The 14,662-nt window shown below is 67.4% G+C and carries 12 protein-coding genes and 1 pseudogene; 3 read left to right on the forward strand and 10 right to left on the reverse strand.

Annotation, left to right across the window (positions count from 1 at the left end):
• The first annotated feature begins 171 nt into the window (after positions 1 to 171).
• The 3 genes from AMK10_RS35385 (at position 172) to AMK10_RS35395 (ending at position 3,376) form a co-directional block, all read left to right on the forward strand.
• Positions 172 to 396: a hypothetical protein gene (locus AMK10_RS35385; RefSeq protein WP_073753662.1), complete on the forward strand. Its 225-nt coding sequence runs from the start codon at positions 172 to 174 to the stop codon at positions 394 to 396.
• 443 nt (positions 397 to 839) lie between these two features.
• The gene (locus tag AMK10_RS35390; protein WP_073753663.1) at positions 840 to 2,867 is read left to right on the forward strand and encodes a Hint domain-containing protein; all 2,028 of its coding nucleotides are present in this window, start codon (positions 840 to 842) and stop codon (positions 2,865 to 2,867) included.
• 104 nt (positions 2,868 to 2,971) lie between these two features.
• Positions 2,972 to 3,376 carry a hypothetical protein gene (locus AMK10_RS35395; protein WP_143195006.1) on the forward strand — a complete coding sequence of 135 codons (405 nt, stop codon included), beginning with the start codon at positions 2,972 to 2,974 and terminating at the stop codon, positions 3,374 to 3,376.
• 214 nt (positions 3,377 to 3,590) lie between these two features.
• Here AMK10_RS35395 and AMK10_RS35400 read toward each other — a convergent pair whose 3' ends face one another.
• The 10 genes and pseudogenes from AMK10_RS35400 to lanL form a co-directional block, all read right to left on the reverse strand.
• Complete coding sequence (locus AMK10_RS35400; RefSeq protein ID WP_241839804.1) at positions 3,591 to 4,748, reverse strand: tyrosine-type recombinase/integrase; 1,158 nt, start codon at positions 4,746 to 4,748, stop codon at positions 3,591 to 3,593.
• Positions 4,748 to 5,287, reverse strand: coding sequence for a hypothetical protein (locus tag AMK10_RS35405; RefSeq protein ID WP_073753669.1), 540 nt, complete (start codon positions 5,285 to 5,287; stop codon positions 4,748 to 4,750). The genes AMK10_RS35400 and AMK10_RS35405 overlap by 1 nt, the downstream gene beginning before the upstream one ends.
• Before the next feature lie 123 nt (positions 5,288 to 5,410).
• Positions 5,411 to 5,602, reverse strand: a pseudogene (locus AMK10_RS35410) (type I restriction endonuclease subunit M); the annotation flags it as partial.
• 772 nt (positions 5,603 to 6,374) lie between these two features.
• Positions 6,375 to 6,539, reverse strand: coding sequence for a DUF6228 family protein (locus AMK10_RS38565; protein ID WP_338014688.1), 165 nt, complete (start codon positions 6,537 to 6,539; stop codon positions 6,375 to 6,377).
• Between the two features lie 4 nt (positions 6,540 to 6,543).
• The gene (locus AMK10_RS35415) at positions 6,544 to 6,981 is read right to left on the reverse strand and encodes an Imm1 family immunity protein (RefSeq protein ID WP_073753671.1); all 438 of its coding nucleotides are present in this window, start codon (positions 6,979 to 6,981) and stop codon (positions 6,544 to 6,546) included.
• A 215-nt stretch (positions 6,982 to 7,196) separates the two neighbouring features.
• Positions 7,197 to 7,946 carry a hypothetical protein gene (locus AMK10_RS35420; RefSeq protein WP_073753673.1) on the reverse strand — a complete coding sequence of 250 codons (750 nt, stop codon included), beginning with the start codon at positions 7,944 to 7,946 and terminating at the stop codon, positions 7,197 to 7,199.
• A gap of 1,133 nt (positions 7,947 to 9,079) precedes the next feature.
• Entirely contained in the window at positions 9,080 to 9,877 is a 798-nt protein-coding gene (locus tag AMK10_RS35425; protein ID WP_073753789.1) for an ABC transporter permease, read from the reverse strand.
• A 71-nt stretch (positions 9,878 to 9,948) separates the two neighbouring features.
• Positions 9,949 to 11,067, reverse strand: coding sequence for an ABC transporter ATP-binding protein (locus tag AMK10_RS35430; RefSeq protein WP_079181006.1), 1,119 nt, complete (start codon positions 11,065 to 11,067; stop codon positions 9,949 to 9,951).
• 300 nt (positions 11,068 to 11,367) lie between these two features.
• Entirely contained in the window at positions 11,368 to 11,523 is a 156-nt protein-coding gene (locus AMK10_RS37875) for a VenA family class IV lanthipeptide (protein WP_198959863.1), read from the reverse strand.
• A gap of 44 nt (positions 11,524 to 11,567) precedes the next feature.
• Positions 11,568 to 14,249, reverse strand: a complete 2,682-nt coding sequence (gene lanL, locus AMK10_RS35435; protein ID WP_073753675.1) for a class IV lanthionine synthetase LanL — start codon at positions 14,247 to 14,249, stop codon at positions 11,568 to 11,570.
• Positions 14,250 to 14,662 lie beyond the last annotated feature (413 nt).

Here is a 14,662-nt window from a genome sequence, read left to right on the forward strand (position 1 = left end):
CGGGACGCGCCGTCGCGTCGGGGGAGCGCACACCGGCCGCCCGTCCAGCGCACTCACCCTCCTCCCTCCCCATGTCCACGAGCGCGCCCTGCGGGCCGGCTCTGCGTACGCCGGCGCTCGGTGTTCGCGCACCTCTCTCACCTCTCCGTCCCACGGCACCAAGGAGTTGACATGGCACACCGGTACCGGTGTGGCGAATGCAGGTTTGCCACCCGGTGGACCACCGAATCCGAGGTCGGCGATCTCGCGGCTGCCCACTACGCCGAGAACCACCCCGGACTCGCACTCGGCGGCATCGTCGAGATCAACCAGAAGAACCCCAACTCCCTCGGGTACCTGCCGATGCTCGGGATCGCGCTCCTCCTGCTGATGATCATCGCCACCTGCCGGCGGTAGGCCGCCGGCAGCCCGAGCGGCCGGCGTCGTGACGGGCCGCACCTCCCAGTACGAGGCCGCCGCGTCCCCGCGGACATGCGTCTGGGCGGCCCGGGCCTCACGCGGTCCCTCGCTCAGCCACGCGGTCTGCAATCGCCCCCCCGGAGAACGCCCGGTGAGAACGCGCTCCCAGGACTTCAGCCGGACATACGAAAGGTCACAGTGCCATGGCGGACGACAACATCCCCCGTCTCACTCACCAACCGGACACAGCACGGGCGCCGGGCGGCCCGGCGGGGCCGAACGCGGCGGCAGATCCGGCGGCGTCTCCTCCGGTACCGCCGACTCCGCCCGCGGTGCCGGGGCGGGCGCCCAACGCCTCGTCGAGCCCGTGGTTCTCCGTACCAGGGCTGTTACGGGCCCGCCCCAGGCGTCGGAGTGCCGTCATCCTGGGTGGTCTCACGGTGCTGGTTCTCGCCCTGATCGGCGGACTTCTGTCGCTCACGTCCTCGTCCTCCGACTCGAAGGAGACGCAGGCCGCCCACCGTGACCTGGAGCCGTTCAGGGAAGCGGTCGACGATCTGGCCACAGCGCAGGGGCTGCGCTACGAGGACACCTCGTCCTTCGGCATCACCGAGAACGAGATCAGCGTCACCGCGAGCGGCAGCCAGTTCGGCAGCACGTCGTCCGGGCGGGACGACCACGGGCGGGACGTACTGCGCATAGGCGGCAAGACGTTCATACGGTGGCAACACGACCCTGCCCCCAAGGAAGACGTGAAGGCAGGGGCGAAGGCCCCGCCCAGTGAGTGGACCGTGGGACTGGACGACGGTTCGGAACTCATGGACGAGGCGCTGGCGCGTACCGTCGCCCCGCCGAAGCTGGCCGCCGTGCTGGACACGGCGCTGACCGACCTGGAGAAGTCACCGCAGTCAGGCTCGGGGCTCTCGAACTCGTCAGGCAAGCGTCCGCCGACGGTGAACGGAACTCCGGCACTCGGCGTCGACACCTCGGCGGGACGCCTGCTGGTGACCAAGGCGAAACCGCATCGCGTACTGCGCCTGGAGGCGTACGACCTCCGCGAAGACCTCTCCGGCATCAGGGAGCAGATCGAGAACGGAGAAGTGCCCCAAGCTCGCCCCAAGGTGACCACGGGGCCACTGGCATCCGGCGACGGCGAGGGAATGGACCTCTTCCCGATCCACCCCGACACAGCCGACACGATGTTCGACACGCTGGTGAAGTACGCGGACCAGCTCAAGGACGCGACCGACCACGGCATCACCTTCACCATGGACGGCGCGGGAGACATGAACTGCAGCTCGTCGGGCTGCACCGCCACCCAGAGCTTCACCGGCTCGGTCAGCTCCATCGCGCGGAAGGAACGCGTCACCAAGGGCGAAGTCACCGCGGTGATGAGCGCCACGTTCTCCATCGACGGCAAACCCGCCGGCGAGTGCACCAGCCCGCAACGCACCTTCCCCGTCCGGGGCAACAACGTCTCGGGCACCCTGAAGTGCTCCGACCCGGCAGCCGGACCGCTCTACGCCTCGGTCGCGGCCCGCGTACAGGCACAAGCCCAAGCCGACGCCGATCGCTGCGGCTGCAAGGTCCGCCTCACCTACCCGCTCCGCGCCAGCACCCTCATCGACGCCCGCGCGCTCGCCAAGGTCGAAGCGCGGAAACTCGCCGACCGCGCGAGGGGGGAACGCGACGCCGCGACCTGCGCCAAGCCCCACAGCTTCCCGTCCGGCACCCACGTGCTGCTCGCCGACGGCACCACCCGGGCCATCGAGGACATACGCATCGGGGACCGGGTCGCGGCCGGCGATCCGCGCACAGGGCTGACCGCCACGCGGCCGGTGACCAACACCTTCACGACTGAGGGCGACAAGGACTTCACCCGGCTCACCGTCACCACCGACCATGGGCCGGCCACGATCACGGCGACGGACAATCACCCGTTCTGGCTGGAGGGAGACCAGAGGTGGAAGGACGCCGGTGACCTCCGGGTCGGCGACAGGCTGCGCACCCCGAACGACGCCAGTGTGGCCGTCACTGAGGTCCGTGATCAGCAGGGCCCGCAACGCACACACGACCTCACTGTCCATGGCCTGCATACGTACTATGTGCTGGCTGGTCAGACTCCTGTCCTCGTTCACAACAGCAACTGTATCTACGCTTCAGTTGCCTATCAGGACTGGGCGACGAAAGGTGCCCACGTCCACATCGGGAAGAGCGAAGTTCGAATCTTCCCGAACGACAAGGGTGGAATTGGGGCCGAAGCAATTCGACTGAAGAGCGGAACGGCGAGCTCGAAGGAAGTGCAAAAAGTCCTGAACGAGATTCACTCGAACCCTGCCCTGAGGGCTGACATCATCGCAAAGGCCACATCTGCTCGTGACAGCATGAATGCCGGTGAATTCGGGATGCAATCCAATCGTGCCGCAGAGATGAATTTCCTTATCAAGAATTTGGAGAAACTCGGATGAGTGCGCTTCAATTCTTGGTCGAGGTTCTCGAGTCCGGGACCGTCCAAGGACTCGGGCTGGACGCGCGACCTGAAGATTGGGAAGCGAAGCTTGGCTCCAGGTGCATGGACGACATGCGCAAGGGTCGGATGCGTCGTGACTACGGGTTGGTGGAGCTCTCGTTCATCAAGAAGGGTGAGATGTGGCAGTGTTTCGAGGTGAGCTTGCAAGTTCACAGGCTGGCCAAAGGTATTCCCGATGTTGCGCCGGGTTCCCTGATTGAGGAATATGGGGAACTGGAGTCGAGAGTTCGGTTCGGTGACCTCCAGGGGAGCGTTACTGCCGAAGGTCTTCGAGTCGCACAGATCAGTGACCGTGCTCGCCATCTTCACTCCAGATTTTCGGTGATGGAGTCGAGGGCGATCGTGCACGTCCTGGAGGCTGACTCCGGAGACATCTTGCGGCGGGGTGATGTTTGGTCGGTCTCTCTGGCCCGGGATTTCACCGCGCGAGCAGCTCCGATCTCGTGAGGGTTCCCAGGAGTTCCCAATAGTAAATCTGAAACCCCGTCAGGTGGCACGTGGCACCTGACGGGGTTTTCGCGTGGTCTGGAAGAGTGTCTTATCCCGTCCCCGCGGAGCCGGCCATGGGCCGGCGTCCGCGCAGCCGGCACACGGCCTCGGCCGGAGCGGTGCACATCCGCGCGAGGACGGCGAAGGCTGCCCGGGGCATCGCCTTCCAGGGTTACATCAACTTCTCGCGCCGCTTCGCCTGCACCTTGAGCCACGGATTCTCCGCTCTGGACTGGGCCCGGTCCAGATACTCCCGCTTCACGACCGCCGAACCCGGTTTCCACCGGCCCTGCTTTGTCGGGTCGCCGCCGGCCTCCGCGATGGCCTGGGCCCCGCCGCGGCGTAGTCCATGGGCGGTGATCTGCTGCCAGTTCTTCGCACCGGCCTTGTGGGCACGGCTGCGGACCCAGTCGTTGATGGCGTCCCCGGTGACGTAGTCCCCGCGTTCCTTCGCGACGGCGCGGTTCTGGAGGGTGCCGCGGGAGGTGAGGGCACGGAAGAACGCGCCTTCGCGGACGCCGAGGTGGTGGAGGGCGGTGAGCCAGTCCCGTACGGCCGCGACGGGGTCCAGGAGCGGATCGTCCTCGGCGGGGATGTCGGTGTGCTCGCCCTTGGCTTCCTGGTCGGTCTTGGAGGACCGGATGTGCAGGGTCACGAAGTCGTCGTCGACCGCGACGTCCGCGATCGACAGGTCGGCGAGCTCGATCCTGCGGTTGAGGGCGCCCCGGCCGAGGAGGAGCATGCACCGGTCGCGGCGGCCCGCGATGGTTCGCAGGTCGCACGTGGCGACCATCGCCCGCAGCAGTTCGTCCGTGATCGGGGGCGCCTTCCGGACCGCCATGCGCTTCGCCCATGTCTTCTTGTACTCGTTCAGGATGCCCCGGGCCTGCCTCGTGCCGGGCTTCTGGTCCTCGGGCATCCAGGTGCGGATCGCGGACATGGCAGTGTTGATGGCGTTCGGGGAGCGCCCCAGCTCGATGAGGTGGACGACGTACTCGACGTACGTCGCAGTGGTGCAGGGCCGGCACACACGGCCTTCGTCGACGCACCAGGCGGCGAACTTGTTGCGCTGGGAGGCGTAGTTGGCGCTGGTGTTCTTCGGCGCCGACTGGTTCTCCAGCCGCTCGGCGGTCTGCTCGGAGACGTACAGGTCCCGCTCGGTGTACGTCGGCTGGTCGGCCTCGGTGGGGAGCCCCTGGCCGGGGTAGAGGATGGTGTGCCGGTCGACCACCGGCGCGGACATCGGGCGCGGCTGGATGGTGGTGGCGGGGAGGTGGCCGTCGTCCACCAGTTCCGCGTCCACCACCCCCAGGTCGTCCTCGGGTTCCATCACGCCGCCCCCTGTCCGAGCCCTGCTGCCCACTTCGCCAGTACGCCGAAGTCGTCCGGCAGGAGGCCCAGGCGCGGATCCACCCAGTGCAGGAGCGCCGGAGCTTCGTGGTTGTCCCGGACCCACTCGCGGTCCTCCTGGCCCAGCTCATCATCGACCCAGGCGAACGGGCGCCCCTCGGCGTAGGCGACCAACACCCTTGTCTTCCAGTGCAGTCGGGCATTGCTCTGCGGCGTCATGGAAGGCCAGTCGACGAATGGAAGGGTGGGCAGGCCGAGGTGCGGGCCGATCCAGTCGTTCGCCTCGTTCTTCCACGTCGTGGCCCACACCAGCTCGTAGGGCAACGCCAACAGGTCCGCTCCGTGGTCGTGGTTGAGCCAGACCCGCAGGGGCTTGTCCCACGGATTCTCCCACCCGGTCGGGCGCATGCGGTGCGTGCTGTACCCCGCCGGCCGCCTCTGCGGCGCGGCAGCGTACGGATTCAGAGGGCCGTCCACATCGAGCAGGAGCAACGGACGCCCATCCCCCTCGTTCCCCACGATCCCTCCCAGCGAAGCAGCCACGTACAATGTAAATTATACGAGGGTGGCCGGAGGTGACTGTGTATCAGTAGCGGGGCGACCAGCTCCCAGAGCCAATCAGGAACTAGACGCTTCGACAGATCAGCCCTTGCGGCCGCCGTCATGCCGCTCGAACATCAAGTCACGTGGCCCAGCCTTCTGTGCCTTGGCCAATGCGGCCGATATGTCGGCCTGCTCGATCTTCGCGTAGTAGGCGTCGCGGGCTTCCTGATCGATCTGCATCTCATGTTCGGGGTGCATCCCGGTTCGGCCGTCGACGCCTTCGCGCACGAGTCGAGAGGCCGGCGTTTCGGGTCGCACGCAAGCTACGACCTCGGAACCCACTCAGCTTGCGCTCATTCCGTGGTCGGGCCACGTCGACGTCTCTTCGTAAAGTGCGTTGATCTTGCGTGATGCTTTCAGGAATGCATAATCGATTTCTCCGTCGATCGGTCGAGATCTGCGACTCTTCGTGTCCATCAGGAGTCTATGAGGAGGGTCGTCCGTGTCGAATCCGAAGAGATACTCGACCGATTCCGCAGATTCGGCAATCTTTCGAAAATATACCAGTGAGGCCATCGCCATTCACCTTCCAAGTCGTCCCGCTTGAACAGTGGAATATGCTGTTTCCAGTTGTGCTGCTAATGGCTGTACCGATGGTCCCCAAAGCCGGGCACGGACAGTCTGTTGTGATGCACTCGTACCCAGGGGCCGAGACCGCGCACTGCGTGAGGGTCGTCGGGGGTTGCACCTGTGCCCGGAGTGATCAGTCGGTCGGAAGCCTCGGTCTGCCATAGGTGGTCAACCTCATCGAGGGCGGCTGGCCCTGTCTTTTCGACGCTGCTGGTTGGCTCCATCTGCACACCCCGCACGTAGTGGATGGCTGTTACGGGCGGGGGTGCCGAAGCGGGGGATCCCCCTCCAGTAGGGTCAAGTCGCAGGCAGGTAGAATTTCTCGCCAGTTCCGGGAAATCTCTTCAGGTATTTCTACTCCCGATTTTCTAAATGATGGCCCGTCTAAGGCGTCATCTCATGTGGTGAGGGCTCGACCTCGGAGCTCGTCCTGCTACTCGGCGACGCTCGCAATGAACGTGTGGATTTCGGCAGTGAGGTTGCGCATGTCCTCCCCTGCCGCGTGCACCGTGTTGGTCTCGAACTGCCATTCCTCGGAGGGCGCCCGGTCGCGGATGCCCCAACGCCCACGGTAGCCAGGCCTCTGTTGGTTATTCAGGAAGTCAAACCCCCGGCTCCTCCTGCCATTCGATACAGGTAGGTCGCCGCCCTCCGGAGAGGAGAAACTCTTTTACTGCCTCACGTACAAGGGCAAGTGGAATTTCCGCCGTCGCGGGAAATTCTCTTGGATTATCCGCAACATGGTAGACAACCTCCCCGCCGAATGTATTTGTAGAATCAATCGAGAGATAGTTCTTGACGTCTATGAAGCTAACGACCCCGACTTTTCTCCCTCCGTCTGCACCAACCAGGAATTCATGGTCCGGGAAGCCTGAAGGGAGGAGTTTGCGCTGCTGACTGTGGAGAACGGCCATAATCCCCATGCCTTTCCCCGAGGAGAGGGCGTCGATGAGTGAATCAACGCCCTCGGGCGAACGAACCGCCATTGGCTCATCGGCGTGCTGGACCGAATAGTAAGCGTGCACTCGAAAGTTCGTCATTTTCCACCCATTCCTACATTTCGTCCCCACGTGTGGGAAACGAATCCGTCCGATCACGCCTGATCAGATCACCACCACGGGTTGCTGCAACGCAGGGCAGATGCGCCCCGTACGCCCCCGGGAGTCTCCGCGGATGACTGTCGGCCTGACCTGCGTGTGGCCGTCAGTCCTCCATGGAGGCCCACAGCACGTCCTCCGTCGTTTGAGGGCCGCCATCAATCGACGTAGTCCTCGACCATGTTGGCCACAAGAGAAAGCAAGGCATCTGCCCGATGTCGGTCATAGCGCTGGTTCCGCAGGGCATCATCAACTGCTCGGAGCCGGGCTACCGCGGCCGGCTCGTGATCTTCCACCTCGAAGATCACCGGTTGGGTAATCAGATCAAGGCACTCGGTGAGCAGCTGGTGAGTGGCGAGGGCGGGCGGGTTGGGGTCAGGCTTGGCGAACGCGGTGGTCAGGTACTGGACGGGATTGGTGAGGCTCCACCCGACGACGTTGCTGTGCTGAATGACAAGGGCCAGATCAGGGGCGATTTCGACCCGGGCCTCAATTGGGTCGGCCAGGACGTCGAGATCGCGCAGACTGGTGAGCACGGTGTCCCCGGGGGTGCGGCACAACACCGTGGTGCTTCTGTGTCGGAAGTCCCTGGCTTCGTCCGCGCGAAGCCCGCCCGGGCGGGCAGTGGGCGCGACGGGAAGGCGGGCAGCGTCCTCAGCGGAAGCTGATTCTTCCGGCAGCTGAAACTCAAGTCCTGCCAGCTGCCGACCGGCGGGATTGAAGCGTAGGACGTCAGGAATGTCCCACAAAAATTCCTGGCTACCGAACGTGTCTACGAGAAACCTTTCTCGCTCCACAGCATTTGTGCAGGGCGCGACGTGCACTGACTTTCCTGTGAAACCGGGGGCAATGTTCAGAGGATCGTCTGTCACCATCGCGCACCAGTTGTCATCAAAGGTCAGTTTCATAATTACTTCTCCGGTTTGATTTTCATCGCCGGGGGCATATATCCGTCCTTGCCCGGGATCCTGCCTTGCACGATGTCCTCTTGGGTCACGGGGCGACCCGGGTCTGTGGCCTTGCCGCCGAGTGCCGCGGCTCTGGACTCTCTCATTACTCCCGATGGCCCATATGTCGTGACGGTCTGGCCTGCTTCAGAGCCTCCCTTCGCCACGACGATGTCGTCGCCTTGACGGAAAATCAGATTTTCGGCCCCGCCAGTCGAGTGGTACGGGTGTGAGTAGTTGCGGTTCAACCTCAGTAGTCGGCAGGCGTGGGCACGAGGATGGCCTCTCAGAATGTCACCAGGCTGGGCAGCGCATCCTCGGCCAGCTTGATGTCGGTGAGAGAATCTCGCAGTCCCAGTCGGTGGCGTCGGAACAGTCCTTGTCGTCGCTCCATCCGTCGCCGTTTCCGTATGAGCCGATACCCCAGTCGGCACAGAGTCCGCCCCCGTCCGGAGTGGCGTGGGCAGTGTCTGCAACACCCGTCGGCGGGCCGGTGATCGCCCCGTCAGCCCTCAGGAGGGGTGAGGTCTTCGACGGCCGAGCCGAGGGGGCATTCAGTGCCGGGGTGTCGAGTTCAGGACATCGCGCTTCTCCTCGGCAACAACCGGCCTCACCGGCTCGGGTGCCGATGCATCCCGCGGTGGCGTATCGGCAACAGGCCAGTCGGCCAGGTCAGCCAGTTTCGAACGCCGGGCAACCGGTTCCGCTATGTCATCCCCGTTATCGAACACGCGTCGAATGCTGTCACGACAGTCTTCCCAAGAGCAACGAGCAAAAGTGGCCAGCTGATCACGGCAGCACTCCCGGTAGGCAGCAACTGTTCCTACGAGCATGTGGTCCATGCCGACGTGCTCTGCGGCGGCCAGGGAGCGGTTTCCATAAGGTCAGCGGCGAGGTACGGCCATGGCGCGATTCCTACGTGCGATCGCTCTACTGCCGAGCAGCCCGTACGAAGACAGCCCGTACGGCACTCACCGAGCGTCGGGCTCGATAGTGACCGTGGCAGGACGTGCCCACCTTTAGCGATGCGCCCGCAGCTCCACCCCAAGGGGCCACCTGCGCCGGACGTCGCGGGACGTCCGGACGCCCGGTGTCTACTCGGGGCGGCCGAAGCGGTGGGCGGCCCACAGGAGGGCCAGGACGCCGATCGTCAGGAGGCCCGCCGCTTCGAGGGCGAGCGGGGGCTGGCGGCCGAACCATTCGATGCCGGCCACGGCAGCCTGCTGTGGTTCCCTGACCCCGATGGAGCGGCGCAGCAGGTCGATGCCGTAGGCGAGCGGGTTGAAGGCCGCCAGGGTTCGGGCCCAGTCCGGCAGGTTCGCCAGGGGGAAGAAGCCGCCGGAGAGGAAGAGTAATGGCGTCATGACCAGGCCGAGCAGCATGTGGAACATCTCGGCGCGCGCCAGGCTCACGGCCAGGGCCAGTGACATCGAAGTGATGGTGAAGGAAACCAGCACTACTCCGGCCAGGAGCAGGGCCAGCAGGAGCGGGTCGTAGGGCAGGCCTGCCAGCCCGGCGAGGAGGAGGAGCAGGGCGCCTTGGACCGCGGCGACCGCGGTGCCGCCGGCGCAGCTGCCCAGGAGCAGCGTGGAGCGGCGTACGGGTGCCATCAAGAGTTCGCGCAGGTAGCCGCTCTGCCGGTCGGTGATCAGCCGGATGCCGACCATGATGGCCGGGGTCTGGACGGTCATCATCAGCATGCCGGGGAACAGGTAGGTCTGGTAGCCGACGCCCAGGGCCGCGTCGGGGATCAGGGCGGCGAGGCCGCCTCCGAGGATCAGGAGATAGAGCACCGGCTGGGTCAGCATCAGCGCGGTGTGGAGTCGCTGAGAGGCAAGGCGCAGCAGGTCGCGGTGGACGAGGGCGTGGACGGCGCGCAGTTCGCGGCGCAGGAGTGGCGCGGGGTCGGGGGCGGGGGCGTAGGGGGTCTGCGGAACGTCCGGCGGCCGCACGGCGGATGTGGTCACGGGCCCTCCCCGTTCGTCGTCGTGGTGTGCGTCGCGGCCGCGCCGGCCGCGCCGGCCGCCGGGAGGGGGCGTGTGCCGTGGATGCTGCGGCCGGTGTGGTGGAAGAAGACGTCGTCGAGCGTCGGCGGGGTGGCGGAGGCGGCGTGCACGGGGATGCCTTGGGCCGCCAGGGCCCCGCACAGGCGTGGTATCCAGGAGCTGCCGTCGGGCAGGCGCAGGGAGATTCCCTCGCCGTCCAGCGTAGTGGCGGTGCCTGGCGGCGTGGCCGTGCGCACGACCTCGCGCGCCGCCTGGTCATCACCGGTGCGCAGCACCACGCGGTCGTCCCCGATCGCGGCCTTCAGGGCGAGGGGGGTGCCCTGTGCCACCAGGCGGCCGCCGTCGATGATGGCGAGGCGGTCGCAGTTCTCGGCCTCGCCGAGGTAATGGGTGGTGACGAAGAGCGTGATGCCCTGCCGGTCGCGCAGTGCGCGCAGGTGCTGCCAGACCTGGGCGCGGGCGTGTGGGTCGAGTCCGGTGGTGGGCTCGTCGAGGAAGAGGATCCGTGGTTCGTGCAACAGGCCGCGGGCGAGTTCGAGGCGTCGTCGCATACCGCCGGACAGAGTGCGCACCGGGGAGTGGTGCCGGTCGGCCAGTCCGACCGCCTCGAGCGTCTCGGCCGCGCGTCGGCGAGCGTGGCGGCGGCTCAGCCCGTAGAGGCGGGCGTGGATGCGGAGGTTCTGCTCGGCCGTCAGGTCCATGTCCAGGGCGCTGTGCTGGAAGAGCATCCCGACCTGCCGCCGTATCCGGTCGGGCTGATCGAGCACGTCGGCGCCGGCCACCGTGGCGTGTCCGGCGGTGGGCCGGGCGAGGGCGCACAGCAGGGAGATGGTGGTGGACTTGCCCGCGCCGTTGGGGCCGAGGAAGGCGAAGGTCTCGCCCTGCTGCACGTCCAGGTCCAGGCCGCGCACGGCCTCGACGGCGGTGCCGTCCGGGCCCGGGTAGCTCTTGACCAGACCGCGCGTGCTGATGGCGTACGCCGGTCCCTGCTCCGTCCGCGCGGCGTCCGGGTCGGTGGGGGCGGCGGCCAGTAGGGAGGCCCGGGCGGGGGCGTCGTCGCCGGCATGTGGCTGCATGGTCGGGTCCTCGTCTGCGGGGTGTGGTCTGCGGACTCGGGCGGGCAACGGGTGAGCCGGGCGCGGACGGGCCGTGCCCGGCTCCCGGTGGAGCGGGTGTGTGCTCCGGCCGGTGGCCGCCGCCGTGGGCGGACCACCGGCCGGAGGTCGTCCGGCCCCTGTCGCTCCGTCCCCGCGCGGCACTGGCGGGCAGTACAGGGGCTCCCCACCTGCGGAGTCCGCTGCTCAGCGTCCCGTCGACCTGACCGCTGTCGTCGGGGCCGCCGTGCAATGGCGGAGCCGAAGGGGCCTACCGCCGGGTCAGGCGCAGCTGATGCCCACACAGACGGTGTTGAGCAGCGTCAGGAGTCCGACACACGCGCAGGTGTCGGCGAACGGGACGCCGTCGACGCCGATCGGGTCGGTCTCGGGAAGGGCGTGAAGGTGAGCCAGCAGTTCGAGGTCGCGGTTCTCCATGACTTTCTCCTTCTCTCTGAGGTGGGCGGCAGGTTCCCTGCCGCTCAGCCCGGCTGCTGGATCGTCCAGTGCCGGGAGTCTGTGTGCCGGGTCCGCAGGAGGAACGCGAGGATTCCCGCGGATCCGTCGCTCCAGCTCGTCGAGACGTCCCCGTATTCGGTGGGGAAGACGACGTGGCCGTCGCGGTGGGCCCGTTCGGCTGCGATGAGGCGGGCCAGGTCCTCGGCCATCGCGTGGTAGGAGGGATCCCCGGTGGCCGAGGCCATGTCGAGGAGGAAGTCGCCGTTGCCCGCCAACCCGTGGCACTGGGCGAGGGGCGCCCGGCAGGCGCGTTCGACGACGGCCCGGGCGGCGCCGCGGGCGAGTTCGGCATGGCGTTCGTCGCCGGTGGTCCGCCACAGCCGGAGCAGGAAGGAGCCGATGCCAGCCGAGCCGTGGCACCAGTAGGGCGCAGTGGGAACGTCGCCGGCCTGCGCTGGCCACTGGGCCGCCCCGCCGATGCGCACGGCGCTGGCCACCAGCTCCTCACCGGCTGCGACGGCCAGGTCCAGGTAGTCCCGGCGGTCAGCGACGGCGGCTGCTTCGAGCAGGAAGTATCCGATGCCGGACGTTCCGTGGGCGAAGCCGAGGTAGCGTTTGCCGGCCTCCTTGGCGACGGCTTCGGCCGGGATCGGCCAGCTCACGCCGGAGGGCCCGTGCTGGGCGGCGGCGGCCAGCCGGTCGGCGGCGGCGACGACGAGGTCGGCCAGCCGGGGGTCGCCGGTGCGGTGCCACAGGTGGGCGGCGGCCAGTCCGCTGCCCGCGTGGCCGTGGGTGATGTCGTAGCTGAGCGTCGACTCCTGCGGGGCCAGGGCCAGGGCCATCGCGTGGTCGACAAGGCCGCGGTGGTCGACGGCGCGTGCGGCGTCGTACAGGGCCCATGCGGTCCCCCTACCGCCGAAGTGAAGGCCGGGGCGTGTGGAGCGGGTGTCGGTCCGGTCGGCGATCCAGCGGCCCGCGGTGGATATCACCTCGGGCAGACGCGGATCGCTGGTGAGTTCGAAGTATCGGGTCAGGACGGCCAGTACGCCGGCCGCGCCCTGCTGCACGGTACAGGGGTCGGTCTCTCCGGCCCGGGTGGATACGGGCCACAGCCGCTGCGCGTCCTTCGGCGTCATCGAGTCGACGAGGTGCTCGACGATCCCCGCCGCCACGACGGCCGGTGTTGCGGCGGGCCGCGGGGCGGCTGGGCGGCGCCTGTCCGGGGCGGCGGGCGGCTGCCGCCGCGTCCCGGACAGGCGGCGCAGGGCAGCGCGGGCCATTTCCGGGTCCCAGCGCTCGGCGGGGTCGTCCTTCATCAGCCCGAGGACTATCTCAGGCAGGCCGTCCGGGAGCGGGAGCGCCCCGTCGGCGGCGGTCAGCCACTCGGCGAGCCGCTCGTCCGGGGACCGGTCGGCGGGCTGCTCGGGCAACAGGGTGGGCACCTTGCCGACGAGGACGAGGCAGAGGGTGGCTCCGAGGCTGTAGTAGTCGGCCGTCGGGGAGACGGGCGCGTCCAACAAGCGTTCGGGCGCACTGAATCCGGGGGTTCCGACCGTCGTCGGGAGGGCCTCTTCGTCCTCCAGGACGGCGAGTTCGAGGTCGATGAGGCGCAGTTCGCCGTCGGGGCGGACCATGATGTTGCCGGGGGTGAAGTCTCTCAGGACGCCGCCGCGTGCGTGGGCCGCGGCGAGGAGGTCAATCAGCCGGCCGGCCTGGGTGAGGGCGTCGGCGCGGTAACGTTCGGCGCCGGCGTCGCGGAAGTGCTCGGCCACCCAGTTGCGCAGGGGGACGCCGGGGATCTCCATCTGTGCGAGGAAGAGGTGGCCGCCGTGCTCGAACATCGCGAGGAGCTCGGGGGCCAGGCCGGTGCCGGCCAGTTTCTCCAACGCCCGCGCTTCGGCGCGCAGCCAGTCGCGTACGTCGGCGCCCGAGGCGTCGGCCTCGACGTGCGGGCGGGCCTCCTTGATGACCACCGGCGCGCCTGTGGTGACGTCAGTGCCCCGGTAGACGCCGCCCTTGTTGGTGTGGCGGATCGCCTCCCGCACAGAGAAGCGGCCGCCGAGCAGGACCGGGCCCGCCGGCGCCTGCTGCTTCTGCGGCGGGACTGGCACCGATGGGGGGAAGGGGCTGACCGCCCAGGACGGGGGCGTGTACTGGCCGATGCGCACGTCCTCGACGGGGTTACCGTCGGGGTCTTCGAAGTACCAGACCAGCAGTCCCTCGTCGGAGAGCCGCCGCTGGCCGACGAAGGCGCCGTAGCGGTAGTGGACCAGGCTGTTCACGGCGTAGGGCTGGTCGGAGAGGATCCGGGGGCCGGCCAGCCCTGCCGTGGCGGTGTGCAGTTCCTGCGCGAGGCGGGCTGCGTCGGCGTCGGACCGGGGGTAGACGGTGATGAACTTGCCCGAGTTGCCCCGGGGTGTGGCGCGGGAGTTGAGCGCGCTCACCTGGTCCAGGGACTGGGCGAACTTGAACGCCGACTCGCCCCACAGCAGGACGCCCAGCGCCTTGGCGAGAACCACCGGCGCGGAGGCGGACGTCGCCGACACATGCAGTTTCCAACCCTGCTTGGGGAGGTTCGCGGACTCGGGTGTGAGGTGGCACCACATCCCGTCCGTGTCGGTGGTCCACCGCGTACCCGCACCGCTGGATTCCAGTACCCGCCGGAGGACTTCTTCGAGGTCGACTTCGGTTGCGTGGCTCGTCATACCGGTCCCTCTCAACGGTGAAGACCATTGGTTGGACTATGCCTTCGGTAAGAAAAAAACGTACAACCGGGGCCCGGATCTCGTCCCTTGCTTCGACAGGCGCACGGTGGTGTTGGAAGGCCGGATGGTGTCAACCGGCGCAGAGAAGACGTGCGGGAATGGTGCGCGCGGTGATATTGCTCCGGGCGCCGGTTTGGCGCTGAAACTGATGGGACCACAAGGGACTGAACCGCCCCGCGTCCAGCAGCCCGTAAGTACCTGTTTTCAATCCTGAGCTGCACGTTTGCCCAGCTCAGGGATTCGAACGGTGCTGGTTCGGGTGCTTGCCGCAGCTGCTGGGAACGCGAAGTCGCCGAGTAGGTGTTTCTCTTACTCGGCTTGATCGAGTCCGTTGATCACGGTCTTGCGGCGGA

The sequence above is a fragment of the Streptomyces sp. CB02058 genome (genome assembly GCF_001905505.1).
Lineage (GTDB): Bacteria > Actinomycetota > Actinomycetes > Streptomycetales > Streptomycetaceae > Streptomyces.